Origin of the sequence: Ligilactobacillus cholophilus (genome assembly GCF_030389495.1) — a bacterium.
Classification (GTDB): Bacteria; Bacillota; Bacilli; order Lactobacillales; family Lactobacillaceae; genus Ligilactobacillus; species Ligilactobacillus cholophilus.
On record NZ_CP127832.1, the window covers coordinates 1,502,687 to 1,528,119 of the forward strand.

28 protein-coding genes are annotated in these 25,433 nt (G+C 28.9%); 25 read left to right on the forward strand and 3 right to left on the reverse strand.

Going from position 1 to position 25,433, the window contains the following annotated elements; genetic code table 11:
• The first annotated feature begins 72 nt into the window (after positions 1-72).
• From QPK35_RS07660 to QPK35_RS07675, 4 genes are read left to right on the forward strand one after another with little or no spacing between them, the layout of a single operon-like run.
• Positions 73-849, forward strand: coding sequence for a DUF4422 domain-containing protein (locus QPK35_RS07660; protein WP_290033359.1), 777 nt, complete (start codon positions 73-75; stop codon positions 847-849).
• A 21-nt stretch (positions 850-870) separates the two neighbouring features.
• Positions 871-1,524, forward strand: a complete 654-nt coding sequence (locus QPK35_RS07665) for a sugar transferase (protein ID WP_290033360.1) — start codon at positions 871-873, stop codon at positions 1,522-1,524.
• Positions 1,525-1,544: 20 nt separating this feature from the next.
• On the forward strand, positions 1,545-2,471 hold the full coding sequence (locus QPK35_RS07670) for a glycosyltransferase family 2 protein (RefSeq protein WP_290033361.1): 927 nt from the start codon (positions 1,545-1,547) through the stop codon (positions 2,469-2,471).
• Positions 2,472-2,487: 16 nt separating this feature from the next.
• On the forward strand, positions 2,488-3,420 hold the full coding sequence (locus QPK35_RS07675; protein WP_290033362.1) for a hypothetical protein: 933 nt from the start codon (positions 2,488-2,490) through the stop codon (positions 3,418-3,420).
• A 34-nt stretch (positions 3,421-3,454) separates the two neighbouring features.
• Here QPK35_RS07675 and QPK35_RS07680 read toward each other — a convergent pair whose 3' ends face one another.
• Together QPK35_RS07680 and QPK35_RS07685 are read right to left on the reverse strand one after the other, a co-directional pair.
• The gene (locus QPK35_RS07680; RefSeq protein ID WP_290033363.1) at positions 3,455-4,492 is read right to left on the reverse strand and encodes a glycosyltransferase; all 1,038 of its coding nucleotides are present in this window, start codon (positions 4,490-4,492) and stop codon (positions 3,455-3,457) included.
• Positions 4,482-5,702: a hypothetical protein gene (locus QPK35_RS07685; protein WP_290033364.1), complete on the reverse strand. Its 1,221-nt coding sequence runs from the start codon at positions 5,700-5,702 to the stop codon at positions 4,482-4,484. Before QPK35_RS07685 ends, QPK35_RS07680 begins: the two co-directional genes overlap by 11 nt.
• 185 nt (positions 5,703-5,887) lie before the next feature.
• Between QPK35_RS07685 and QPK35_RS07690 the strand changes: the two genes are divergently transcribed.
• The 17 genes from QPK35_RS07690 to nhaC all read left to right on the forward strand — a co-directional run bounded on the left by QPK35_RS07690 (position 5,888) and on the right by nhaC (position 23,254).
• Positions 5,888-6,886 (forward strand): glycosyltransferase, encoded by a 999-nt coding sequence (locus QPK35_RS07690; RefSeq protein ID WP_290033365.1) that lies wholly within the window; start codon positions 5,888-5,890, stop codon positions 6,884-6,886.
• 155 nt (positions 6,887-7,041) lie between these two features.
• Positions 7,042-8,139 (forward strand): serine hydrolase domain-containing protein, encoded by a 1,098-nt coding sequence (locus QPK35_RS07695; protein ID WP_290033367.1) that lies wholly within the window; start codon positions 7,042-7,044, stop codon positions 8,137-8,139.
• 15 nt (positions 8,140-8,154) lie between these two features.
• Positions 8,155-8,943, forward strand: a complete 789-nt coding sequence (locus QPK35_RS07700; RefSeq protein WP_290033368.1) for a YveK family protein — start codon at positions 8,155-8,157, stop codon at positions 8,941-8,943.
• Positions 8,944-8,945: 2 nt separating this feature from the next.
• Complete coding sequence (locus QPK35_RS07705) at positions 8,946-9,737, forward strand: CpsD/CapB family tyrosine-protein kinase (protein ID WP_290033369.1); 792 nt, start codon at positions 8,946-8,948, stop codon at positions 9,735-9,737.
• Entirely contained in the window at positions 9,734-10,519 is a 786-nt protein-coding gene (locus tag QPK35_RS07710) for a tyrosine-protein phosphatase (protein WP_290033370.1), read from the forward strand. Before QPK35_RS07705 ends, QPK35_RS07710 begins: the two co-directional genes overlap by 4 nt.
• A gap of 23 nt (positions 10,520-10,542) precedes the next feature.
• Positions 10,543-11,478 carry an NAD-dependent epimerase/dehydratase family protein gene (locus tag QPK35_RS07715; protein WP_290033371.1) on the forward strand — a complete coding sequence of 312 codons (936 nt, stop codon included), beginning with the start codon at positions 10,543-10,545 and terminating at the stop codon, positions 11,476-11,478.
• Between the two features lie 88 nt (positions 11,479-11,566).
• Positions 11,567-12,226, forward strand: a complete 660-nt coding sequence (locus tag QPK35_RS07720) for a sugar transferase (RefSeq protein WP_435302722.1) — start codon at positions 11,567-11,569, stop codon at positions 12,224-12,226.
• A complete protein-coding gene (locus QPK35_RS07725; protein WP_290033372.1) occupies positions 12,226-12,963 on the forward strand; it encodes a glycosyltransferase family 2 protein in 738 nt (245 codons plus the stop codon). Before QPK35_RS07720 ends, QPK35_RS07725 begins: the two co-directional genes overlap by 1 nt.
• A gap of 7 nt (positions 12,964-12,970) precedes the next feature.
• Complete coding sequence (locus QPK35_RS07730; RefSeq protein WP_290033373.1) at positions 12,971-14,062, forward strand: glycosyltransferase; 1,092 nt, start codon at positions 12,971-12,973, stop codon at positions 14,060-14,062.
• Complete coding sequence (locus QPK35_RS07735; RefSeq protein WP_290033374.1) at positions 14,055-15,197, forward strand: glycosyltransferase family 2 protein; 1,143 nt, start codon at positions 14,055-14,057, stop codon at positions 15,195-15,197. The genes QPK35_RS07730 and QPK35_RS07735 overlap by 8 nt, the downstream gene beginning before the upstream one ends.
• A gap of 26 nt (positions 15,198-15,223) precedes the next feature.
• Complete coding sequence (locus QPK35_RS07740) at positions 15,224-16,327, forward strand: EpsG family protein (RefSeq protein WP_290033375.1); 1,104 nt, start codon at positions 15,224-15,226, stop codon at positions 16,325-16,327.
• A gap of 1 nt (position 16,328) precedes the next feature.
• Positions 16,329-17,030 (forward strand): glycosyltransferase family 32 protein, encoded by a 702-nt coding sequence (locus tag QPK35_RS07745; protein ID WP_290033376.1) that lies wholly within the window; start codon positions 16,329-16,331, stop codon positions 17,028-17,030.
• 10 nt (positions 17,031-17,040) lie between these two features.
• On the forward strand, positions 17,041-18,078 hold the full coding sequence (locus QPK35_RS07750) for a glycosyltransferase (protein WP_290033377.1): 1,038 nt from the start codon (positions 17,041-17,043) through the stop codon (positions 18,076-18,078).
• Positions 18,079-18,090: 12 nt separating this feature from the next.
• Complete coding sequence (locus QPK35_RS07755; RefSeq protein WP_290033378.1) at positions 18,091-19,626, forward strand: lipopolysaccharide biosynthesis protein; 1,536 nt, start codon at positions 18,091-18,093, stop codon at positions 19,624-19,626.
• Between the two features lie 25 nt (positions 19,627-19,651).
• On the forward strand, positions 19,652-20,683 hold the full coding sequence (locus QPK35_RS07760; RefSeq protein ID WP_290033379.1) for a DUF6625 family protein: 1,032 nt from the start codon (positions 19,652-19,654) through the stop codon (positions 20,681-20,683).
• Positions 20,684-21,760 (forward strand): glycosyltransferase family 4 protein, encoded by a 1,077-nt coding sequence (locus QPK35_RS07765; protein WP_290033380.1) that lies wholly within the window; start codon positions 20,684-20,686, stop codon positions 21,758-21,760.
• Between the two features lie 99 nt (positions 21,761-21,859).
• Positions 21,860-23,254 carry a Na+/H+ antiporter NhaC gene (nhaC, locus tag QPK35_RS07770; protein WP_290033381.1) on the forward strand — a complete coding sequence of 465 codons (1,395 nt, stop codon included), beginning with the start codon at positions 21,860-21,862 and terminating at the stop codon, positions 23,252-23,254.
• A 51-nt stretch (positions 23,255-23,305) separates the two neighbouring features.
• On the opposite strand, the gene QPK35_RS07775 is transcribed toward nhaC, so the two are convergent.
• A complete protein-coding gene (locus QPK35_RS07775) occupies positions 23,306-24,007 on the reverse strand; it encodes a hypothetical protein (RefSeq protein WP_290033382.1) in 702 nt (233 codons plus the stop codon).
• Between the two features lie 204 nt (positions 24,008-24,211).
• Between QPK35_RS07775 and QPK35_RS07780 the strand changes: the two genes are divergently transcribed.
• The 4 genes from QPK35_RS07780 to QPK35_RS07795 all read left to right on the forward strand — a co-directional run bounded on the left by QPK35_RS07780 (position 24,212) and on the right by QPK35_RS07795 (position 25,407).
• The gene (locus tag QPK35_RS07780) at positions 24,212-24,433 is read left to right on the forward strand and encodes a hypothetical protein (protein WP_290033383.1); all 222 of its coding nucleotides are present in this window, start codon (positions 24,212-24,214) and stop codon (positions 24,431-24,433) included.
• 111 nt (positions 24,434-24,544) lie between these two features.
• Positions 24,545-24,742, forward strand: coding sequence for a helix-turn-helix domain-containing protein (locus tag QPK35_RS07785; protein ID WP_290033384.1), 198 nt, complete (start codon positions 24,545-24,547; stop codon positions 24,740-24,742).
• Positions 24,743-24,908: 166 nt separating this feature from the next.
• A complete protein-coding gene (locus tag QPK35_RS07790; RefSeq protein ID WP_290033385.1) occupies positions 24,909-25,115 on the forward strand; it encodes a DUF1659 domain-containing protein in 207 nt (68 codons plus the stop codon).
• A 49-nt stretch (positions 25,116-25,164) separates the two neighbouring features.
• Positions 25,165-25,407 carry a DUF2922 domain-containing protein gene (locus QPK35_RS07795; RefSeq protein ID WP_290033386.1) on the forward strand — a complete coding sequence of 81 codons (243 nt, stop codon included), beginning with the start codon at positions 25,165-25,167 and terminating at the stop codon, positions 25,405-25,407.
• Positions 25,408-25,433 lie beyond the last annotated feature (26 nt).

The window sequence follows — 25,433 nt, forward strand, 5'->3', positions numbered from 1 at the left end:
GGAAAGTTTGCTATAAATACTACAATGTATTAAAATATCATAGATACTATATTTAAGTAAGGAGCATTTCCTTTGAAAACAGAAATATATGTGGTAACTCATAAAATGGCTAGAATGCCACAAGATAAAATGTATATTCCAGTTCAAGTTGGCTTTAATGACAAGAACTTTGAAAATTATGAGCGTGATAATACAGGAGATAATATTTCAGATAAAAATGCATCATATTGTGAATTAACAGCTCAATATTGGGCTGCTAAAAATAGAGATGCAGATGTTAAAGGATTAGTTCATTATCGGAGATTGTTTACAAATGGACATTCTGATTTCTTTAAATCGGTAAATCAAAAATGGAAAGATGTAATGACACAAGAGACAGTTACAAAGTTAATGAATCAATATGACATGATTCTTCCTAAGAAGAGAAATTATTATATTGAAACATTATGGTCGCATTATGAACATTCTCATCATATTGAGGGCTTGGAAGTAACAAGAAATGTAATTAGCGAACTTTATCCAGAATATTTAAAAATATTTGATAAACATATGAAAGAAAAAAAGGCTCATATGTTTAATATTTTTATTGCTAAAAGTCAATTATTTAATGACTATACAGATTGGTTAATGGATATTTTAAATGAAGTTGAACAAAGAGTCGATATCTCAAATTATAGTAAGAGTGAACAAAGAATCTTTGGATATATTAGTGAATTATTAATTGATGTTTGGGTTGAATATAACCAAATTAATTATACTGAAATGCCAGTTATGTTTATGGGAAATCAACATTGGATAAAGAAAATCACTAACTTTTTAGCAAGAAAGGTCAAAGGGAGAAAGAAATAGTTATTTTTGAGGTAATTTCAAATGGAAAAAAATGGGAAAATATTTATTAATAAGGAAAAAGTTAATAAACAATATTTTTATCGGACTTGCAAAAGAATTTTTGATATAGTTGCGAGTTTGTTAGGTTTAATTCTTTTAAGTCCTGTTTTTCTAATTGTTGCCATTGCTATTAAGTTAGATGATGGGGGACCTGTATTTTATAATCAGAGTCGTATTGGAAAAGATGGAAAGAAATTTAAAATGTTTAAATTTCGCTCGATGAAAGTAAATGCAGATAAAGAAATTGACAAGTTGCAACAACAAAATGAAGTTAAAGGTGCAATGTTTAAAATGAAGAATGATCCTCGGATTACAAAAGTCGGAAGATTCATTCGAAAAACAAGTATTGATGAATTTCCACAATTGCTAAATGTTTTATTAGGTGAAATGAGTATTGTTGGACCACGACCACCTTTGCCAAGAGAAGTTGCTAAATATACTGACTATGACAAACAAAGACTTTTTGTTTGTCCAGGATGCACAGGTCTATGGCAAGTTACATTGCGGAATAGTGTTGGCTTTGATGAAATGGTTAATATTGATTTGTATTATATTAAGCATCGAAGTTTATGGCTAGATTTAAAAATTATGATAAAGACTATTAAAGTTATTTTTGTGCCTAATACTGCATATTAAAGAGATAGGGAGATTTATTTATGAACTATGCTAGTGTAATTGTTACATATAATCGGAAAAGTCTTCTACCACAGGCAATTGATAGTGTTTTAAATCAAACTGTTTCTCCTAGTAAAGTGATTGTAGTTGATAATGCATCAACTGATGGTACAGATACTTTAATGAAGGATAAGTACAGTGATGATTCCAAAGTAGAATATATCCGACTTTCAGAAAATGGTGGAGGATCAGCAGGTTTTTATTCTGGATTGCAAGCTGCAATTAAAGAAAATGTAGATTGGATTTCTGTATCAGATGATGATGCCATTTATGAAAAAGATTATTTTGAAAAAATTGCAAAACAAATCAAAGAAAATCCAGATGTAAAGGCATTTGCAGGGACAGTTTACAATAATGATGAAATTGAAACGTTGCATCGGAGAAGAATAAAAAATTGGAATATTATAAGTGAAGAAGAAATTTCTGTAGATGAATATCGACACAATTTTTATTGCGATTTAGTGACATTTGTAGGTGTCGTTTTTAATAAAGATCTAATTAAAAAAGTGGGATTACCAGAGAAAGATTATTTCATTTGGTATGATGATACAGAATATTCTTTAAGAGTTAGAAAATACACAAAGATTTTGAATGTATCTGATGCCAAGATATTTCATAAGGTGAACAGTAGTAAAGTTCAAGGTTGGCAACCTAATTGGCGTGAATATTATGGAATGCGCAATAAGATTCAAACAATTAAGAAACATGGCCATCCATATCTTTTGGCAAGAGCATATATTTATTTATTCTTTGTTAAAAAGATGGTAGGAAATACTGTTAAAAGTGAGCGCAAAGGATATCGTCGTTACATGTACCGTTCGTTTATTGATGGATTTAACGACGGAATACATGATCGTTTAGGTAAAAATGATCGATATTTACCCTCAGTAAAAATTGAAAAAGATTAGTATAGGAGAGTTTAAATTGAGTTTAAAAACAAGTGTACAAAATGGGCTTGATAATTTCTTCCATTTTGCTTTTAGAAGTAACCCAACTACTAAAAATTTCCAATTCAAAAATCGTGCTAAGAATTCAGATAAATTATTATTAATTCTTGCTGGTTATAAGGAACATTTATGGAATGATGTTTTTGAGCGTATTCAAAAATTCACTCCCGAAGATTTTGATGTATGTATTATTTCTAGTGGAGTATATAGTGATCGTTTAGATGAAATTGCAACTGAAAATAATTGGTCATATTTAAGTTGTAAACGAAATAATATTAATCTAACACAAAATACCGCTATTGATTTATTTCCTAAAGCTAAAGTAATTGTGAAAATGGATGAAGATATCTTTTTGACTGATGGAGCAATTGAAAAAATGGTAAAACATTACAACCAATGGCAGAAAGATTCTGATTATAAGGTTGGGGTAGTTTCACCATTAATTAACGTAAATGGATATGCATATTTAAAAGTATTGAAAAAGTTTAATGCAGTTGATGAATATGCTAAAAGATTTGGTCAGCCTAGATATTATGGGCGTTTCCAGCCAATTGAAGAATCAGCAGAAGCAGCTAAATTTATGTGGGGTGCAGAAGATATATTGCCTAAGTTAGATGAAATGAACTTAGAATTTAACAAAGATGAAGGCAAATATTCTGCAATCCCAGTACGTTTATCAATTGGATGTTTTGTAATGTCACGTGACTATTGGAATGAAATGGGAATGTTCCCAGTTCATCGCTTATGTAGTGATTTTGCTCGTGATGAAGAAACAATCAATCAAAATGCAACTATTTTATCTGAAGCAATGATAATGGATGAGAGTACAATTGTTGGTCATTTAGGTTTTGGTAATCAAACAAAAGAAATGATGCAATTTTATGATGATCATCAAGAATATTTTAAATAAAAAAAGAATGTGATTTAATTATCACATTCTTTTTTTATTTAATAAGAATTTCACTAAAAACTTTATCTAAGTTGTTAAAATAGTTTTCACTGTAGAAATTACTAATTGAATTTGCAATTTTAATAGGATTACTTGTTAATTCTTTTATTTTATTAATTTGTTCAGCAAGCTTATCAGTATTTCCTTGTGGATAGCTTAATCCGTTTATGTTTTCTTTGACTACATCATCATAACCGGCAAAGTCTGCAGAAATCACTGGAATTCCACGTGAAATAGCCTCTAGAAATACCATAGGCAAACCTTCAAATTTAGAAGTTAACACAATTGCAAGTGTTTTATTTTCAATTAACGCCCAAGGGTCTTTTTGCCACCCATACCAAGTAACTCTTTCTGATAGGCCTTCTTTAGCAATATAATCTTTAACAATTTGATCATTTTTTTCAGTTCCAATTACTGACAAATGCATATCATGGGCCTTTTTTAAACCATCAATTAACTCTTTAAGATTTTTTTGACCATTGAATTGGGTTCGACCAATATATGTAATTTCATTTGTTAATTGATCAGTATTGCGAACATGGTTACGTTCAATTGGATTATAGATTAATTTAATTTTTTCTTCTGGAGCACCAATTTGGATCAATTGTTCTTTGATTTTTGATGCAATTGCTAAATGATAATCTGCAAAAAGAATGTTTTTAGGATCAAACATGTTTTGATCAAATAATGAATAGTGGATCCATGAAACGATTCGATATTTTTTATGGAGCACCTTTCGGATTGTAGCTGCTACCCTAATCATATTTGCCCCAAGCATTACTAAGTTTTCATCGTTTTTGGTATTAATAAATGTTTTGATGAAGAATAACCTTTTACTTAATTTATCATCATGAGAAGGAATTTTAACATTAACATTTTTATCAATTGAATTAAGCCAATTATCATTTTCCGGCTTAGTCGTTAAAGTTAAAGTTAATTCATGCTCTTGAGCATAGTGATTTAAAATTTTAGTTAAAACTGTTTCTGTGCCGCCATTACCACTTGCAGGAGGACAAATAAAATTAATTTTCATTAAAAATACACTTCTCTCGTTTAATTTGATTTGCGTTTGGAACTTTAGCAAATAATGCAAGAATTATAAAGTTATAACAGCTTTCCCAGAAGTGTTGATCAATTCCACCACTGATAATGAATAAAAGAAAACATAATTCTAAATAAAAAATTGGTTTAACATGCAAAATTTTATTTAAAGCAAATACAATTAAAATAAAAATGAATATTAATGGAATTCCATACATTAAAGGAATTCTAAAGTAGATGGAATCAATATAAAATAATCCAGCACCTGGTTGTGGTATATATTGACCTAAGAAAGCAAGCTTAAACTCACTAATTGCTTCAGCTTCATATGCTAGACGGCCTGAAAGAAGTTTATTGAAAATTTGCATTATTGCATTATGAGGAATGAATTTATATAAAAATCCCAGTAGAAGAATAATTCCAATATATCCAAAGCAAATGATATTGATTAATTTAAATGAAATTTTTTCCATTACTTTACTAATTGGTTTATAACACATTACAACCATGATTAATAATGCCATTAAAGCTAAATCTAATCTTGTATCAGTAGAGATATATGTCCAAATAGTAATTGCAATTAAAGAAATATATTCAGGTAAATTTAATTTGAATTTTCTTAATGCAGCATAAGCCATAATGATAGAAAGCATTCGTGCAGCAAGGTTAGTAGGATAGATTGCACCAAATGCAAATCGTATAACAGGGGAAGTATCAGAACGAGTTCCTTTATAATTTGGAATGATGCCACCAAACGCAAGAGCCATACTTATAAATGTTCCAACAATATTAACAAATAAGAAAACTTTGATGATTTTATCATAGTCAACGTTTTTTGCACCATAAATTAATATTCCAAAATAAAAAATATTAAAGTTTGCGGCATTTTGTCCCATAGCAAATAGCACACATTCAAGTAATGCAAAAATAATTAAGTCATTAATTGAATTATTATCAAACAGTACTATTTTAAATAACACAATCGCACTTGGAATTAAAGCAAACAAGTAAATATCATGCTGTGAGAAAACATATTCTGGCATGTCAGTACTTTTGATAAATGTTGAAAAAATATAGACAGCTAAACAAACTAAATAAATGTTATTTATTAAGTTAGGATATTTATCTTTAACTTTTTTATTTAATTTAGAACGAATTTCTAATAAATGTTGAAGTGAAATTCGATTAGAAATTGAATCCATAACATAATTCTCCTTGAATAAATAATAAGTTTTAAACAAACATAATAATTATATCAGAATATGCATTAAGATATTTAAAATAATTGTTAGTATAAATATAAAAGAACATTGTTGACTTTAGAATACAAATAAAGTAATTTATTTTAAAGAATTAAATGACTTTGATAATGTTAAAGGGGATTTTTATGGAAGAGAAGTTAGTTAGCGTAATTGTTCCAGTATATAATGTTGAAAAATATTTAAAACGTTGTGTAGATTCAATCACTCAACAAGCATATTCTAATTTAGAAATTGTTTTGGTGGACGATGGCTCAACTGATAACTCTGGTGCAATTGCTGATGAATGTGCTCAAAATGATAATCGAATCAAGGTAATTCACCAAGAAAATCAAGGGGTTTCGGTTGCACGGAACAAAGGTATGATTGAAACAACTGGTGAATATATCATCTTTGTTGATGGTGATGATATCCTTCTTCCAGGAATGAGTGATTTCTTACAAAACGAGCAATGTGCTGATTTGTCAGTATTAAGTTTTGAAATCGGTAAGGATGCACGTAAGGTTATGTCAGATCAACGTTTTAATGCTGATCAAGTACAACAAGCTCAAATTATGATGCTTGAAAATCCTACACAATATATGACTGTATGGGGCAAGATTTTTAAACGTGAACTTATCAAAGAACACCATCTTCGTTTTAATTCAGAATTGCGTGTTGCAGAAGATGGCGATTTTATGTTGGGTTATATGTTAGCTTGTCAAGAAATTACTTTCTCAATGCGTGTAGGTTATCACTATTCAAATGATACTGAATCAGTAATGACTAACTTTGATAACGATAAGGTACGTGATTATACAAACGCTATGTTGGTTTCACAGGCTAAGATTAAAGATGCACCAACGCCAATCAAAAAAGCATTTGCAGTTTATGTGCTTATGCATTTAAATGTGATGATGGTCCATCAAACATTTGCCAGTGCGAATCCATTAAAATATAGCGTAAAGATTGCAGAATTGAAAAAAGTAGTTAAGATGCCAATTTTTAGTGAATCGTTACATGCAATCAGGTTGAGTGATTGTCATGGGATGCGGATGCTACCAATTATTTTAATTAAATGGCATGCTTATCACCTTGCTTCAATTTTATTTAAGGTACGGGCAAAACAAAATGAAAGTAAAATGTAAAAAGAAGAGATCATTTTGATCTCTTCTTTTTTTAATTAATTATAAAAAATTAATGTTTAAGCTAAAAATTGATTTATATATGCTATTATAAACAATGGCGTATATTATTGGTAATACTATTATCAATAATCACATTCGGAAGGGAGTGCAAGTAATTGCCGAGCAAAAAAGCAATTGGTTGGGTTGTAGGAACGGCATTAGTGCTGGGTGCTGGTGGATTCGTACTAGCTAAATACAACACTAATAGTATGGCACACGTGATGTATGAGAAAATCACTGGTCAACATGCACAAGCAGAAGTGTCATCTAAAACAGAACAACGACAAGTTGAGTCAACGGAAAACAAAACCGAAATAAAATCAACAAAACAAAATTCAGATCAGTTAACTAAACTATTGAAACAGGAAAACTTTAAGGGGTCATATGCAGTCATGAAGAATGGGAAGATTGCGACAACTGATTCAATGAGGAAAGGAACTGCTGATAAATATTATCAAGTTGCGGATTTGGAAAATATGTTAACCGCAGCTGCAATTTTGAAATTAGTGGATGAAGGAAAGTTGAGTCTTTCAACTCCTATTAGTAAATATTACAGTACGCTTGATAGTACTGATACGATTACGGTTAGTTCATTGTTAAAAATGACATCAGGATTAAGCAATAATGCAACTCCAAGTAGTCAATTAACAAATGTGCTTAGTTGGAACATTAGTAATGCTCAAAGTGGAACTAACGGAGTATACAACTATGAAGAAATTAACTATGTCTTGCTAGAAGGAATTATTTCACAAGTAACTGGTGGGACATATCAAGCATATATTAAGAAAGCATTCCTTGAACCATATGATTTAGATCAAGTTAAATTTGTTTCAAGTGTGAGTGATAGCAAACTAGCAACACCATATAACGGTAGTAGCAAAGTGAGCCAAACGACTCTTGGACAAGAAATGAATGCTCAAATGGGAAGAAACCAAGTGATGGCAACACCAGCAGGTTTCTTGAAATTAACTAAGATTTTAGTGCAAAAATATGGTGATCAAACAAGCTTTACAGCAACCACAGTAACAAACTTCACGGGTCAATTGATCAAGAGTGATGACATGTTCTATGGTTCAGGTGGAATTGTTGGTTACCGTGCATCGGTTGCAATCAGCAAAGATGGAAAAACAGGAATTATGTTAATGAGTAATCACTCAAATGGAAAAGATAATTTAACTCAGTTAGTAAAGAATTGTTATACGAAACTGAACTAATTTAGGAGGTACATCATGAACGACATTCAAAGCCAAGAAAAATCATCTAAGTTTAGTGATATTGGCGAAATTTTAGGAATTTTACGGAAACGTAAAGGCATCATTATTTGGACAACAATTATTTGTACAGTAATTGCATTGTTTACTTCAGTATTTGTGATTTCACCAAAATATAGTTCAAGTACAAATATTTTAGTAAATCAAAAAACAAGTAATAATGCTAATGATCCAAATAATGTAAATCAAGGGCAGATGCAGGCAGCTGTTCAAATGATTAATACATATAAGGATATCATTACAAGTCCTGCTATTTTGGATGAGGTTGCCGATAAAATTCAAAATGATGGCTATACTGATAGTGCAAGTGCTATTAAAGGGATGATCAGCCTTAGCAATGAGCAAAACTCACAAGTTTTTACTGTAACCGTAAAATGTGATAATCCCAATAAAGCAGCAGTAATTGCTAATACAACTGCAAAAGTATTTAAAAAGAAAATTAAAACAATTATGAGTGTTAATAATGTATCAATATTATCACATGCACAAGTTAACCCAAATCCAATTTCACCTAATGTGTTGTTAAATACATTAATAAGTATAGTGATTGGTTTAGTATTAGGAATAGTTTTAGCATTTATTTTAAATGGGTTAGATCGGACAGTTACTGATGAATCATTTATAACCGATGAATTAGGATTAAATGATTTAGGAATAATTAGTGAAATCCCAGCATCAAAAGTTAAAAAATTACTTTCACATAGTCGTGGTCTAGGACGGACAGAAAGTCGTAATCGGAGGGTTTAGCAATGTCATTTTTTAGCAGATTTACACACAAGAAAACTAAATTAGATGAAGATAGTATGAAATATGGGGTTGCTTTAATTACTAAAAATGATCCTCAATCAGGTATTTCAGAACAATATCGAACTATACGAACAAATTTAAAATTTTCATTTCTTGATTCTAATTTTAAAGTTTTAGCAATTATGTCAGCTCTTCCTTCAGAAGGAAAATCAATAGTTAGTGCAAACTTGGCTGTTACATGGGCTGAAGAAGGTAAAAAGACTTTATTAGTAGATGCTGATTTACGGCGGCCAACAGTTCATCAATCATTTAAAGTTTCAAATCGTTATGGCTTGTCTAATATCATTACATCATCATCAAATAGTGTAAATATTTCAGAAATGATTGATCATACTGATATTGATAATTTAGATGTGCTAACAAGTGGCCCAATTCCACCTAATCCAGCTGAGTTACTTGGTTCAGAACGTTTTGGTCGTTTATTAGAATTTTTAAAAGGTAGATATGATCTTATTATTTTAGATGCCCCTCCGGTTGATACTGTTACTGATGGTCAAATTGTTGCAACAAAAGCTGATGGTGTTGCTTTAGTTGTTCCACAAGGAATTGCGACTAAAGATGCTGTTTCACGAGCAGTTAAATTATTACGCCAGGTAAAGGCTAATATTTTAGGAGTTATTATGAACCGTTTCAATGCTGCTGAATCTACTAGTTATTATGGTAGTTACTATGGCGGTTATTATGGTGGAAATTATTATGGAATTGATGAAAAGAAAGAAGATAAAAAGAAGTGACATTAGTAGATTTACATGCACACTTGCTTCCAGGAGTTGATGATGGTTCATCGGATATTCGGACTTCATTAGAACTAGCACGTAAATCTGTTGCCGATGGAGTAACGCATATGTTATTAACACCTCATCATATGGATGGTAAGTATGTTAATCATAAGCAAGATGTGATTCGTAAAACGCAACTATTTCAGGATGCATTAGATAAAGCAGGAATTCCACTTCGAGTTTTCCCAGGACAAGAAGTTCATTTAACTGATAAACTACTAGATGCAATTGATAATGATGATATTTTATTTGCAGATAGTAATAATCGTTATTTGATGTTAGAATTACCACATACACATGTACCAGAATATTTTTTAAATAATGTTTTGCCAGAATTGCAATTACGTGGAATTACGCCAGTAATCGTTCACCCAGAACGTAATCAAGGAATTCAACGTGATCATCAACTTTTATATGATTTAGTGAAAGCTGGGTGTTTAACCCAATTAACCGCTAGCAGTTATTTAGGAGTCTTTGGTGAAAGAGTAGAAAATTTAACACAAAAGATTATTGATGCTAATTTAGGAACGACCTTTTCTTCTGATGCTCATGCATTAAAGGGACGCGAAAGTCAGATGAGTAATGCCTATGAAAAATTAAGCAATCAAGATAAAACACAAGCTACAGAGTATTGGCAAGATGCTAAAGCGATTTTAAATGGAGATAATTCTTCAATAAAAGAAATTAAAAAAATTTCTAACAGAAAGAGTTTTTGGAAAAAAATATTTGGTAAGTAGTTAGAGAGAGGATGACTATTTAAATGAGCAATGTATTGATTACTGGTGGAGCAGGATTTGTTGGGAGTAATCTTGCAGATCGATTAATTAAACAAGGAGATCACATTACAATTGTTGATGACTTATCAATGGGCTTGATTGAAAACATTCCTGACTCAGATCAAGTTGATTTTTTTGAAGAATCAATTACAAACAAAGCATTTATGGAAAATCTTCTTGTAAAAAATAAATTTGACTATATTTACTTATTTGCAGGGGTTGCTAGTGTAGCAGATTCAGTGGCACGTCCTTATGAAACGCATCAAGTAAATCAAGAAGCTAACATTTTTTTACTAGAAGTGATTCGCAAGAATAAATTACCAGTTAAGAAAGTATTATTTGCATCGTCAGCTGCCGTTTACGGCGACGATCCAGTTCTACCTAAAAAAGAAGTAGATTCACGTATTAAACCACTTACACCATATGCAATTGATAAATTTGCTTCTGAACGTTATATGGTTGATTACAGAGATTTATATGGTATTCCGACAGTTGCTGTACGTTTCTTTAATATCTATGGTCCTAAACAAAATCCATCATCACCATATTCAGGAGTAATTTCAATTATTACTGAATGTATTCGTGAAAATAAGGTGTTTAATCTTTACGGAGATGGTAACCAAGTGCGTGATTTTGTATACATTGATGATGTAATTGATGCATTAATGTTATTAACACGTGATAACAATGCAAGTTATGGTGTATACAATGTCGCATCTGGATTACAAACAAGTGTGAATGACATGATTCAAGCATATGAAAATATTACTGGTAAAACCCTTCAAATTGACTATAAACCAGAACGAAAAGGTGATATCAAGTATTCATATGCTGATATCAGCAAATTAAGTAAGTTAGGCTATTGTCCAATCTATAATATTGAAGATGGACTTAAAAAGTATTGGGAATATGTAAATTAAGGGATATAAAATGAAAAATAATAAAGTACCAAAAGCAGTTTCAAAAATTAAAAATACAAGACACATGCGTCCAATTCAACGCAAAGAAATGTTAAAAAAACAGAAACGAGTTACTCCAGTTGAACCAAAATATACTTATGAAACTAAACTAAAAGAACCTGTTAAAAATGATTACTTACCAGTGAAACGATTTTTTGATGTGGTAAGTGCAAGTGGATTAATGGTCGCAACAACACCAGTTGTTCTATTATTTGGAATATTAGTTAAGTTAGAAACTCCAGGAAAGATGTTCTATACTCAAGAACGCGTGGGATATATGGGTAAACGGTTTAACGTTACTAAACTCCGTTCAATGTACAATGATGCAGAAAAGCAAAGTGGCGCTGTCTGGGCCTCAAAAAATGATGCACGTGTAACTAAAGTTGGTAAATTTATTCGTAAAACTCGTATTGATGAACTTCCACAATTATGGAATGTTATCAAGGGTGATATGAGTATGATTGGTCCACGTCCAGAACGTCCAGAGTTAACTGAAAAATTCAGTAAGGAAATCAAAGACTTTGAACAACGTTTACGTGTATTACCTGGATTAAGTGGATATGCTCAAGTACATGGTGGTTATGATATTTCACCAGAAGAAAAGTATGAATTAGACAAATATTATATTGATCATCTAAGTATGAAAGAAGATCTCCAAATTATTTGGGATACGATTCGAGTAGTATTAACTGGAGATGGAGCACGGTAATGGAAAAAATATCTGTTATTTTACCTGTATTCAATTCTGAAAAATCTTTAAAAGAATCTATTAAGTCTGTATTGAATCAAACGTATTCTGATATCGAATTAATTATTATTGATGATGGTTCAACCGATTATTCGGTGAAATTAATTAATCAGTTTATGATTAATGATCCTAGAATTAATTTATTAATTAATAAGCGGAATATGGGAGTTAGCTTTTCGAGAAATCGTGGCATAGAAAATGCTACTGGTAGGTATATTGCTTTTATTGATGCAGATGATAAATGGGATACAGATAAATTAGAAAATCAAATGAACTATATTATCAAAAATAAAGTTCAGTGGGTATTTTCCAATTATCGGTATATTAGCCAAAAAAAGAATTATGTTGTAAGCAGAAATTCAGGAAAATATGATTATCAAGCTATGCTTGCAAATGGAAATCCAATTGGACTATTAACTTGTTTAATTAATATTCAATTAATTGGAGAAACTAGATTTAAGAATAAACACCACGAAGATTATATTTTTTGGTTAGAAATTGCTAAAAAGGGTTATTGTGCATTCAATACAGGAGATACTTTAGCCACGTATTCAGCACTTATTAATGGTATTTCAAGTAATAAATTAAAGTCCTTCTTTTGGACTTTTAATGTATACCTACATGAATGTAAGAATTTAAAAGAAGCAATCAAATTACAAATTAATTATGTGAAAAATTATTTTGTAAGAAAAGAATGAGGAAATGATGATTAGAGTTTTACAATTACCTGGAAGTATTTCAAGAGAAGATGGCAGAATGTCGGTAATTATGAATATATACCGAAATTTAGATCGAAATCAAATTCAATTTGACTTTTTAACAGCAAGTGAGGGAAAAGAATCATATAGAAAAGAAATTCAACAACTTGGTGGAAAAGTCTATTTAATAAAAGATAATTTATCTTTTAAGACAATGCGTTCATATACTGACGAAATTTTAAGTGAAAATGATTATCAGTATATTCATTATCATGCCATTTCGCCATGGGGATGTGTTTTAGATATTGCACATAAGCACAATGTTAAAGTTATAACTCAAAGTCATGCGACTGAATTTTCAGAGAAAAGAATTAAAAGAATTCGAAATCGAATTTTTTCAATGAATATAGTCAAGGATTCAGACAAACTGGTTGCTGTTTCGCCTGAAGCAGGGGAAAAGTTATTTGGAAAACATCCATTTGAGTATATTCCAACTTGGATTGATAAAGACAAATATAAATTTTCAGATGAAAAAAGAAAACAAATTCGAATGTCATTAGGGTTAACGGATTGTGATATATTAATTGGCCATGTTGGTAGGTTTGATCTTCAAAAAAATCATAAGTTTTTAATTCAAACATTCGAGAAAATGGTTAATCAAAATACAAATTATCATTTGATGCTGATTGGAAATGGAAATTTAAAAAGCAAGATAGAAAATTATATCAAGGAAAATAAAATAAGAAATGTGCATTTAATCGGTGTAACCAACAAAGTTGCTGATCATTATTCTGCAATGGATATTTTTTGGTTACCTTCTCTTTATGAAGGCTTACCAACCGTATCGTTAGAAGCACAAGCCAATGGCCTTCCAGTAATTGCAAGCAATAAAATTACGCATGAAATTAGATTAGGTAATGTATTTTTTCTTCCAATTGATAAATTTTCACAAAACAAATGGATTGAGATAACTCAAAAGAAAAATAAATTAAGAGACCAAAATATTGATCAAGAATTTGAACAGAGTGCATTTAATCGTAAAAAAGTAATTACTCAATGGAAAAAATTGTATGGTTTAAGGAGCAAATCAGATGATTAATAGGGACATAAGAGATTTTGCCAAAATGTGTTTAGGATATTTTTATAAAGTTAAATACTTTTGGATGCAACGGTTTGGACATGAAATTGATTTATCAGTAGCTGAAGCAACTAAAATTGTCAGTAATTTAGATATAGAACAAAATAGTTCAATCAAAGCTAATAATAAAATCAATAAGGTTTTTGATTTAATGATTGTTATTCCTGCATATAATTGTGAAAACTCAATTGAAAAATGTATTGATTCTGTTATTGATCAAAAAACAACCTATAAGATTGAAACAGTTATTGTAAATGATGGATCAACTGATAATACAGCCAAAATTTTAGAAAAATACCAAAATAAAGATAATATAAGAATTATTACGCAATCAAATCAAGGCTTTTCTGGAGCTAGAAACACAGCACTTCAAAATATTACTGGAAAGTATATATTTTTCCTAGATTCAGATGACTATATTCCATCCAATACTGCGATGCAAGACCTATTAGATTTGGGAATCGAAAATGATGCAGATATTGTAGAAGGTGCAGCTTTCTCATTCTATTATGATAATGGCAAGATAAAGAAAAATCGTGATATGGTTCATGCATATGAAGGCAAAGTCCATACATCAACAGATATGATGGGATATCCTTGGGGAAAAATTTATAAAGCAGAATTATTTAAAGATATTAAATTCCCTGATTCTTTGTGGTTTGAAGATACAATTATAAGTTTATTACTCTATCCAGAAACAACTAAAAAATTTATTAGTAATAAGTTAGTTTATGCGTATCAAGTTAATTTTGAAGGTATTTCACATACGTTTAAAGGTAAGGAAAAAACAATTGATACATATCTGGTTACTGATTTAATTATTAAAGAGTTATCCAAAAGAAATTTAATCAACATAGAAACGGAACGATTATTTTTAAATCAGATGGCTATGAATTATTGCAGATTAAAAGGGTTATCAAGCAAGATAAATGATGCAGTAATAGTTTTAAGTATTAATTTATATCAAAAATATTTTCAAAGGGAATCAGAAAATAAGTTATTAACTAAAAAACAGACAGACTTAAAGAATGCAATTAAGAAGAACGACATAAAAAGAATAAATGCATTATTAAATTGTTGGAATTATCTAAGATAAAAAATAATTGAATGGAGAGATAAAAGATGGCAATATATTTATGGCTGATTGCTTTTATATTGGGGGCATCACCTTTACAAAAACAATATAAAAAAATATATCTGACATTATGTTTGTTTTTTATTTGGATTCTAATTGCATTTAGATCGTATTTCATTGGAAATGATACACTAACATATGTCGGATCATTTTCTGCACTTGCTAATACTTCACTTTCAACATATGGAAATAATTTTTTTTCAATTTTATTTTCAAAGAATAGATTTGAATATGGATATGTTGTTTTAAATAAAATTATATATTTTTTTTCAAAAAATCCACGTTGGCTTTTAATTGTTTCTGCTACGATTATTGTGATTCTTTTAGGATATATATTATATAAATACTGTGAAGATTCATCTTTAGCACTTATCATATTTGTAACCATGGGATTTATGTCTGGTTCAATGTCACAAATTCGACAATATATCGCATGGGCAATTTGTATATTTTCAATTAAATATATAATAAAGAATAATTTTGTTAAATACTTAATAACAATTATAATAGCAATGTTATTTCATATCTCTGCAGTTATTTTTTTTCCATTGTATTGGATTTCAAAATTGAAGTTTAATTTTCTTAAATGTTTTTCATTTTCAATAATTGTTATGCCAATATTTATATATTTTACACAATTTTCAAATTTAGTGGGTTCAATAATTAGTTCCTATGATAATTATGATGGACAAATTGCTAATAATGGGACCACAGGTTATTTATCTATTACAATTAATTTAATCACATTTATTTTATTATTATTATTAGCAGTATATTTATATAAAAATCAAAATATACTAAATAATCAAATAATAAACCTATCTTTATGGATGCTGTTTTGTGGATGTCTTGTTATGATATTATCATACAAATTTAGTCAATTTACTCGGTTATCAACTTATTTTACTTGTGCAATTATGTTTTTATTTCCAAATGGATTAAATCAATTAAAAAGCACAGAATTAAAAAATATAGTGAAGATTTTATTAATTTCATTTATGATTTTATATTTTGTCATCATTAACACTTTAAAACCTTTATGGACTTGCATAGTCCCATATCATTTTATGACATCATGGTGGGGGTATTAGAATGATTCCAAAGAAAATACACTATATATGGTTAGGTAATAAAGAAAAAAGTAAATTACATCAAAGAGTTTTAAACTCATGGCGAAATAATGCTCCAGAATATGAAATAATTGAATGGAATGAATCTAACATTGGAGAAATACGTAATCAATTTTTAGATGATGCATTAAAACATCATGCTTATGCATTTGCTTCTGATTATATTCGATTATATGTGCTTGAAAAATATGGTGGCATTTATATGGATTTAGATATGATATTAATTAAAAATCCTGATGAAGTTTTAAAAGATTATGATTTAGTTTTTAGTATTCAAGATGAAAATGTAATTTTTCAAACTTCATTTATTGCAGCTGAAGCACATCATAAATTTATTCAATCATGTTTAAATTATTATGATACATTAAAGTTTAATTCTGAGGGAATGCAACCAAATTCTGAGTTATTAACGCCACTATTATTGGAAAACTATTCATTTAGTAATAAAGATCAAACGCAAGTGATTAATAATACATGTGCATATAACTCAGAAATATTATTACAACCATCTTTTCATTCAGTAGCAATTCATATAGGAGAAACATCTTGGAAAACAGCAACTTTACATGATAAGCTGAGAATAATGTTACGTCAACATTTAACAAATCAGTTTGAAGCTGGAATATTTAAAGCTGTTCAGGATATTGCAAGGAAAATTTTATAAGGAGAAATTAATGAAAATAATATTAACTTATCCATTTTTAACCGGTAAAGGGGGAATGGAGACTGTAATAAAAAAGGTATTACAAAATACACCTGATTCAATTAAAATGAAATTATTTTTGCCTGGTGGAAGTGAAGATGAATCATGGCTAGACGGAATTAATAATGATAATGTTGAAATAATATTACATAATCATAAAAATCCACTAGCAATGTTTCTCGATACTTTTAAATATATAAAAGCAGAAAAACCCAATAAAGTGATTACAATGAATAATTTACAAATTTTACCAATCTTAATGGCAAAAAAATTTGTGAAAAATATGCAAGTAATATCATGGAATCATTTCTCCTTAAAATTTACAAAAGCAAATTTCTTATTAAAAAAATGTGATTCGTTTTTAGCAATTTCATCTGGAATATGTGATGAATTAAAAGAAATGAAGATTAATCCTGAAAAAATTCATTTAATTTATAATCCAATTGATAAGCCTACTAAATTAATTCCATTAGGGAATGAAAATACTAGACGTTTCATTTATGTTGGAAGAGTGCAATACAAAAAGCAAAAAAATTTAGCAGAAATGTTTGAAATTTTAGGTCAATTAGAGTTTGATTTTCAACTTGATATTTATGGTGATGGTACGAAAGAAGAAGTAAATAAGTTAAAAAATTTAGCAAAAATGTTGGGAATTAATTCTAAAATTAATTGGCATGGATGGCAAAAGAACGTGTGGAATTCAATAAAAAAAACAGATTTACTTCTTTTTACATCAAAATATGAAGGTTTTCCAATGGCAATTTTAGAAGCTATTGCTCATGGTATTCCAGTAATTTCGTCTAATTGTTCTAGTGGTCCTAAAGATATAGTTACTTCTTTAAATGGAAAATTGTATCAACTAGGAAATACAAGTGAAGCGGTTAAATTGTTAAATGATTTTTATAGTGGAAATTTGAAATTTGGCTCACAGGAAGAAATTGCAAAATCTGTTGAAAAGTTTTATACAGAGAATTATATTAAAGATTATTTTAATATAATTCAAAAATAATTGGAGGATATAATGGGAAAAAGTAGACTAGACAACTCCATGATAAATTCATTTATTGGAGTAGGTACACAAATTTTAAATATGTTATTAGGATTTGTGTTGCAAGCAGTATTCATAAGAACTCTTGGAGCTACATATCTAGGTTTAAGAGGATTATACTCAAATATATTACAGGTATTATCTTTTACAGAATTAGGCATTGGAACGGCTGTAACTTTTTCTTTATATAAACCACTATCAAGTGGAAATGAACAAAAAATTATTCAAATAATGAATTTCTTTCGAACAGCATATACTACGATTGGAATCATTATTGGAGTAATCGGAAGTTTATTTATTCCATTAATTCCTTTATTAACACATAGCAATGTAAAAGGTGTGTATTTATATTACATTTTATTTTTAGCAAATACTGTTGTAAGTTATTTTTTAACATATAAACGTACGATATTAAATGCTGATCAATTGAATTATATTAATTTAAACAATGAATTACTCTTCAAAATATTACAAACAGTTATTCAAATTATTATATTGATTGTTTTCAAAAGTTTTTTGGGATTTTGTGTAATTCAAATTGTTTGTACAGTTGTTTCTAATATTGTAATTTCAAACAAAGTAAATAAATTATATCCTTATTTAAAAGGAAAAAATTTATTTAAACACAAATTACCTTCTAATGATTTGAAAGAGATACTTCATAATACTTTAGGAACATTAGGCTCAAAACTTGGAGATATTGCAGTAAATGGAACAAACAGTGTATTAATAACATATTTCTGTAGTCTTTATCTTTCAGGTGTATTTTCAAACTATAACGTAATAATAAATAGCTTAGTAATTGTAATTGGGCAGGCATTTTATTCGATTACATCTAGTGTAGGTAATTTAATAGTAGAAATAGAAGATAAGAAATATCAATATGATATTTTCGAAAAAATTTTTTTCATTTCATTTTTATGTACATTTATTTGTTCAGTTGGTTATATTTCAGTTATTAATCCTTTTATTTCTCTATGGGTAGGAAGTAAATATCAACTAAGTTTTATAATTGCATTTATGTTGGGAATTAATCTTATATTGAATTCTTTTAGAAAAGCATTTTCAACATTTATTGCAGCATATGGTCTGTATGTAAAAGATGGGAAACGTGCTATTGTCGAAGCAATTGTAAATATTGTAAGCTCTTTAATTTACTTAATAGTTTTTAATATGGGGATAGCAGGTGTTGTTTTGGGAAATATAACAAGTAATATTTTAGTAAACTGGTATGAGCCATATATTATTTTTAAATATGGAATGCATCAAAATGAAAAATTATTAACTGTATTCACAAATTTTGTAATTTATATGACTACATGTATAGCTTTTATGTTTGCTATGTATAAAATTGTATCGATTTTTAACATAAATATATTATTAGTAAATATTTTAGTTAAGGGACTAGTTGCGGTTACATTATCATTAATTGGATTTTATTTACTATTTAAAAATAATGAATACTTTAAATATACATTAGTAATATTAAAGAAATACCTTGCTAAGTAGTTTTTATTAAGAAAGGAATTTTTTAATGAAATCAGTTGCCATTATTATTCCATATTTTAGTAAAGAGATTCCCAGGGAATTTCCAGTATTTTTAAAAAGTTGTAGCTATAATTCAACAATTACATGGATTCTATTTACAAACTGGCAAAAAAAATATATAAAACAATATAAAGTTCCAAAGAATGTGAAAATAAAAAAGATTAATTTGAAATTTATTGAAAACAAAGTTCAAAAAATATTAAAAAATAAAAATATTCGTATATGTTCTCCGTATAAATTATGTGATTATAAACCTATGTATGGAGAATTATTCCAAGAGTACTTGAAAGAATTTGATTATTGGGGATATTCTGATATTGATGTAATTTATGGAGATTTGAGAAAATATATTAGTAAACCATTAAGTGAAAATTACGATAGAATTGGTACATTGGGTCATTTTACATTATTTCGTAATTGTATAAAAGTAAATCAAAGATACAGATTACCTTATAAAATTAAAGGAAAAGAAGAATCTTTTGAAAATAATGTTGTAACTACACAAGAAATAATGTGTTTTGATGAACGTTGTGGAATAAATTTAATTTATGATCAAAATAATTTTTCAACATATTCAAATCCTAATTTATTAGCTGAAATTCGTTGGACGCATTTGGATTTATTAATCACTGAAAAAAAATATGCATCTAAAGATTCAGTTTGGTTGTGGGAAAACGGAAAAACAATTTATTTTTATAAAAATAAGAATAAAATTTATTCAATAGAAAAAGGATACTTTCATTTTCAAAAAAGAAAACATTTCAACCAATTTATTAATTGTAGATCGCAGTATAATAAATTTATAATTGGGACAAATGGATATCAAATTATAAAAAGTAAACTTGATGTAAGCAATTTATTTAATTATAATAAATCACCATATCTTAAAAGATTAAGATATTTTTGCAGTATTATTTTTTTAACTCCTGCAATGACTAAGAAACATATTGGTAAACTTTATTTACCAATTAGATATTTAATTAATAGAACAATTAAGGAAAGAAAGTTTGATATTTAAATGAAAATAGGATTTTTAATTGCTAATTATAATAATGGTGGAGGTACTGAAAGAGTAACATCTGTTTTAGCGAACGAATTGAGTAATCGTGGATATAAAATTAGTATTATTAGCTTTACAGATGGATTAAATCCAACTTATCAAACAAATAAGAATATTTCTCTTTATTCTATTTATAATGAACAAAAACATGGAATTATGAAAAAATTTCATAATTTAAGAGCTTTACATAAAATTGTAAAAATAAGTCAAATTGATATTTTAATTGTAGTAGATGTAAGATTATACATTTACGCACATTGGATAAAGTATATCAATCATTGCAAAATTATCTCATGGGAACAATTTAATTATTATCGACCAACAGATAAATTAGGTAAAATATCACAATATTTAGCTGCTAGGTATTCAGATTACTTGGTAACGTTAAGCAAAAATGATTTAATTAATTATCAAAAGAATGTAAAAAAATTAGTACCTGCAACATACATATATAATCCTGTTACAATAAACGAAAATGGAATAACAGATTTGGATAATAAGAAAATTATTGCAGTGGGAAGACTTGAAGAAGAGAAGGGCTTTGATCTATTAATTAAGAGTTGGAGCAAACTTGAAAATTTATTTCCTGATTGGAAATTAGAAATTTTTGGCAAAGGAACTCGTAAAGATGAGTTGTTAAATTTGATATCAGAGTTAGATTTAAAAAATATAAAATTAAGAGGATATAGTAACAACATAGAAGATGAATATAAAAAAGCATCTTTTTTTGTTCTTTCATCAAGATATGAAGGCTTTGGCTTAGTTTTAACTGAAGCCCAGATGTATGGGCTTCCTTGTATTAGTTATGATATTACAGGTCCTAACGAAATAGTTGAAGACAATGTTAATGGATTTTTGGTAGATAGGTTTGATATAGATGAATTTGCAAAAAAAATGTCTGAACTAATGTGTGATCCTGAAAAATTAACTGTTTTTTCTCAAAATGCAAGAAAAAATATATATAGGTATGAGTTAAATTCAATAGTAAAAAAATGGGAAAAAGTATTTAAAGATATTTCCGAAATAAAAGAGTGATACTAATCACTCTTTTATTTTATATCTATAATTTTTTCATTTTATGTGATAAGATATGTTTCAAAAAGTAAAACTAATTAAAAGTAAGGTGGAGAATTTATGAGTAGCAATAATAAACAACAAGACAAACCCCAAATTAGTCTTTTTGAAGCAATTACAATCTTAGTCATTCTTTTTTGTGTACTAGGATATTTGATTATTGCACAACAAATTTCTCCTCAAGTTCCAATTTTAGTAGTGTTAACATTATTAATGTTCTATGGTAAATTTAGAGGCTTTTCATGGGATGATGTCATGGAAGGAATTGAAGAGGGCATCAAACCTGGAATTACCCCATTAATGATTTTTCTCATGATTGGTGCTTTGATTGCATGTTGGATTTACTCTGGAACCATTCCTACGATTATGTATTTTGGATTTAATTTGATTTCAGCCCAATTTTTCTTACCAACAATTTTTATTGTTTGTTCGCTAGTAGCGATTATCTGTGGTAGTTCCTTTACAACAATTTCAACGATTGGAATTGCGTTTATGGGAATTGGAACAGTTTTGCATATCAATCCTGCATTAACAGTTGGAGCAATCGTTTCTGGAGCATTCTTTGGGGCTAATGTATCCCCATTATCTGGAACAACTAATTTAGCTGCTGGAATTGGTGGAATTGATCTATATGATCATATTAAATCACTTTTATTTACTGATATGCCTGCATTTTTAATTGTATTATTTATGTACTTTGTATGTGGGTTAGGTACTAAAAATGTTCAGTTAACCGCTGTAGCTAAAATGATGACACAAATTCAACAACACTTTTGGATTTCATTCTGGGCAATTTTACCAATCATTTTATTATTGGTATTAGCATGGATGAAAGTTCCAGCAGTACCTTCACTAATTGCAGGGTCTGCATTAGGTGTTTTAGTTGGTTTTATTCACAATCCACATACTTCCTTAGCCACAATTGCAGATTACATTATGAATGGTTATGTAACACATACACATAATAAAATGCTTGATACGTTATTTTCAAAAGGTGGCATTTCAAGTATGCTTTCATCTGCAGCATTGATTATTCTGGCATTAGCTCTTGGAGGCCTGCTCATTAAATTTGATATTATCGGAACAATTATCAATCATTTATCCGCAACCGTTAATCGACCAGGAAGTTTGATTTGTTTAACTGCTTTAAGTTGTATTGGAGTTAATTTTTTAGTAGGAGAGCAATATCTCTCAATTATCTTACCTGGGCAAGCATTTGAAACTTCATACTTAAAGCAAAATCTTCCACATCAATATTTAACACGAACATTGAATGATGCTGGAGCAGCTGTTAATGCGATTGTTCCATGGGGCGTTAGTGGAACCTTTATTGCCGGAGCATTACAAATTGATGCAATGAAATATATTCCATATGCATTCTTCCCATTGCTAGTTCCAGTAATTACAATTATTATCGGTTTCTTTATGAAGAAAAGACAATTAGAGACAGTATAAAAAATAAGCTTTCAATTACATTATTAGTAATTTGAAAGCTTATTTTTTTATCTACATATGTCCTTTGCTGTTATTACGTTTGAAAATCTTACCTAAAAATTTAATTTCCCGGGAAATTTCAATTTGAGAATATCCTTGATTGAGAAAAGTAAAATGTAAAATTGTGTGGATAAAACTCTTAATCCATGAACGTGCGTCTTCTTTAAGGTGCTTACATTTATGTGAAGGAATTTCGAGTGTAAGATATTTAGTTTGTAAATCTTTTATCAATTTATTTAAAGTATGATAAGTTGACCATGCTTTTTGGGCATTTCTTATCAGAACATAAGGATTAGTATTAAATTTTAACTTTAGCTCATTATGTGTAACAGCTAATGCAGTTGAATCATCCAACATATGGATTTCTTTAATTTGGTTAAGAAATAAAATTGGTGAATTTGAATGATGCGAATTCCCTTGCATGAAACAAATCAGTGTATTTTTACCAATTACAGGCATTTGAACTGTTGAATTTTCATATAACATCCATTTGATTGAATGAATAAGTACAGGTGGCAGTGTATGGTTACTGAAGTAATCATGTAGAAATTTATTCATTTTCAAGTCAGATATGTAATGCTGACCGTTATCCATAACAATTAAAGTATTTTTGTTAGGATCATTAGATTGACAAGGTTCAACATAAACCACCTTTTTGAAATCGATTAGTGAATGATGGACCAAAATTGCATCTTTTTGCTCATCTATAAGCATAAAAAACACTCCTTTATAAAAAATATTTAGTATTTTCCATCACTTGACCTATAAAGGAAAGTGATAGTATCAAGGGATTGAACATAGGAATTACCCCTCTATATATAAATACGCAATTTTTGCCCATTTTATAAATTAAATTTATTTTTTATGCTTTAAATATCATCTTGGCCAAGTTGAAATGATTTCAGAAAGATGATTTGAATGGAAAAAATAACTAAAGAAAATGCCCAAGCAGGCTTTGCAGAACTATTAGACAATGAGGTTGTGATTTACGCTGTATTGAAAAAATTACATATTACGCGTAGCCATCCGCAATATGATGATTTTATATCAGAAGCACGATTGTTATATATAGAAGCGTATCAAAAAAATCAGCATTGCGATACCAATAATTTTAATTTTTATTTTTCAAAGATTTATTGAGGACTATTAGATCGTTTACGTCAAAATAAGTATCACCAAGATCATCAATGCAATCCAGATGATAATGATAGTGAGTTTGAATTTACTCTAGATAAGTTAGATTTACAGGAATTGATTGAAGAGAAAGAACTTATTGAAGAAATCCGTGAAGCGTGTAATCACAATGAGTGGTTAATTATTAAACAATATCTTGCAGGAAAGAATGTTACTGAAATTGCACGGCAATTAAATGTCTCACGAACAACGATTTATCAGCATCGCAAACGCCTTCGAAATAAGTTATTACGAATTTTTGAAAATAAATCATAATTTAGGTTTACACATTAAACACTAATTTCGTTTATATATTATGTAAGCTTACAAAATAGAAATTCAAAAGAAAACAAGATTTTGAAAGTGATGTAGTTAATAAATGAAGACGTTCAATTAAATTAACTAGCAGACTTTGCAAATCTTAAAATGGAGGAATTTAAAAATGACAGTAGAATGGAAGAAAACATCAATTAGTGTAGTACAAGAAATGGCAAATGGGGATGAACGTAAACGCTCATTTAATGGATTGAATGAACAAGCAACGGATGATCAAATCTCACAATTTGCAGAAGTTATCGGTAATCTTACTGGCGAACCAGTGATGCAAGTGGTTGTAAGTCGTGCTGAAACAATCAAAACAGAAGCATAAGCAGAGATAAAAGGTAAGTTAGTTATAAAATAATTGGAGGAATTAGAATATGAAAAAATTAGATTTAGGATTTCGCTCAGCAACAAAGAACACAACACATCATTTACAATTAAAATATGTGAAAGATGAATTAGATGTTGATGTAATTAAAGAAGCAATGAATCAAATTGCAGAATTAGGAATTTTTGCAAATAAGAACGGCGAAGCAATTTACGCTAAACCAGTTTCAGCTAGTTATGTAGATACAACTGAAGAAGTCTTATTTTCAGAAGATATGAATGAAAATGCATAGGAAAGTATAATAAAAAGACGAGACAT

Excerpts from the sequence above, each read along its gene's own strand:
- QPK35_RS07760 (WP_290033379.1), top strand. The coding sequence starts at position 19,652 with ATGAAATCAGTTGCCATTATTATTCCATATTTTAGTAAAGAGATTCCC.
- QPK35_RS07775 (WP_290033382.1), bottom strand. The coding sequence starts at position 24,007 with ATGCTTATAGATGAGCAAAAAGATGCAATTTTGGTCCATCATTCACTA.
- QPK35_RS07665 (WP_290033360.1), top strand. The coding sequence starts at position 871 with ATGGAAAAAAATGGGAAAATATTTATTAATAAGGAAAAAGTTAATAAA.
- QPK35_RS07685 (WP_290033364.1), bottom strand. The coding sequence starts at position 5,702 with ATGGATTCAATTTCTAATCGAATTTCACTTCAACATTTATTAGAAATT.
- QPK35_RS07790 (WP_290033385.1), top strand. The coding sequence starts at position 24,909 with ATGACAGTAGAATGGAAGAAAACATCAATTAGTGTAGTACAAGAAATG.
- QPK35_RS07735 (WP_290033374.1), top strand. The coding sequence starts at position 14,055 with ATGATTAATAGGGACATAAGAGATTTTGCCAAAATGTGTTTAGGATAT.
- QPK35_RS07740 (WP_290033375.1), top strand. The coding sequence starts at position 15,224 with ATGGCAATATATTTATGGCTGATTGCTTTTATATTGGGGGCATCACCT.
- QPK35_RS07750 (WP_290033377.1), top strand. The coding sequence starts at position 17,041 with ATGAAAATAATATTAACTTATCCATTTTTAACCGGTAAAGGGGGAATG.
- QPK35_RS07670 (WP_290033361.1), top strand. The coding sequence starts at position 1,545 with ATGAACTATGCTAGTGTAATTGTTACATATAATCGGAAAAGTCTTCTA.
- QPK35_RS07765 (WP_290033380.1), top strand. The coding sequence starts at position 20,684 with ATGAAAATAGGATTTTTAATTGCTAATTATAATAATGGTGGAGGTACT.
- QPK35_RS07720 (WP_435302722.1), top strand. The coding sequence starts at position 11,567 with ATGTTAAAAAAACAGAAACGAGTTACTCCAGTTGAACCAAAATATACT.
- QPK35_RS07725 (WP_290033372.1), top strand. The coding sequence starts at position 12,226 with ATGGAAAAAATATCTGTTATTTTACCTGTATTCAATTCTGAAAAATCT.
- QPK35_RS07745 (WP_290033376.1), top strand. The coding sequence starts at position 16,329 with ATGATTCCAAAGAAAATACACTATATATGGTTAGGTAATAAAGAAAAA.
- QPK35_RS07680 (WP_290033363.1), bottom strand. The coding sequence starts at position 4,492 with ATGAAAATTAATTTTATTTGTCCTCCTGCAAGTGGTAATGGCGGCACA.
- QPK35_RS07795 (WP_290033386.1), top strand. The coding sequence starts at position 25,165 with ATGAAAAAATTAGATTTAGGATTTCGCTCAGCAACAAAGAACACAACA.
- QPK35_RS07700 (WP_290033368.1), top strand. The coding sequence starts at position 8,155 with ATGAACGACATTCAAAGCCAAGAAAAATCATCTAAGTTTAGTGATATT.
- QPK35_RS07780 (WP_290033383.1), top strand. The coding sequence starts at position 24,212 with ATGGAAAAAATAACTAAAGAAAATGCCCAAGCAGGCTTTGCAGAACTA.
- QPK35_RS07755 (WP_290033378.1), top strand. The coding sequence starts at position 18,091 with ATGGGAAAAAGTAGACTAGACAACTCCATGATAAATTCATTTATTGGA.
- QPK35_RS07690 (WP_290033365.1), top strand. The coding sequence starts at position 5,888 with ATGGAAGAGAAGTTAGTTAGCGTAATTGTTCCAGTATATAATGTTGAA.
- QPK35_RS07705 (WP_290033369.1), top strand. The coding sequence starts at position 8,946 with ATGTCATTTTTTAGCAGATTTACACACAAGAAAACTAAATTAGATGAA.
- QPK35_RS07715 (WP_290033371.1), top strand. The coding sequence starts at position 10,543 with ATGAGCAATGTATTGATTACTGGTGGAGCAGGATTTGTTGGGAGTAAT.
- nhaC (WP_290033381.1), top strand. The coding sequence starts at position 21,860 with ATGAGTAGCAATAATAAACAACAAGACAAACCCCAAATTAGTCTTTTT.
- QPK35_RS07730 (WP_290033373.1), top strand. The coding sequence starts at position 12,971 with ATGATTAGAGTTTTACAATTACCTGGAAGTATTTCAAGAGAAGATGGC.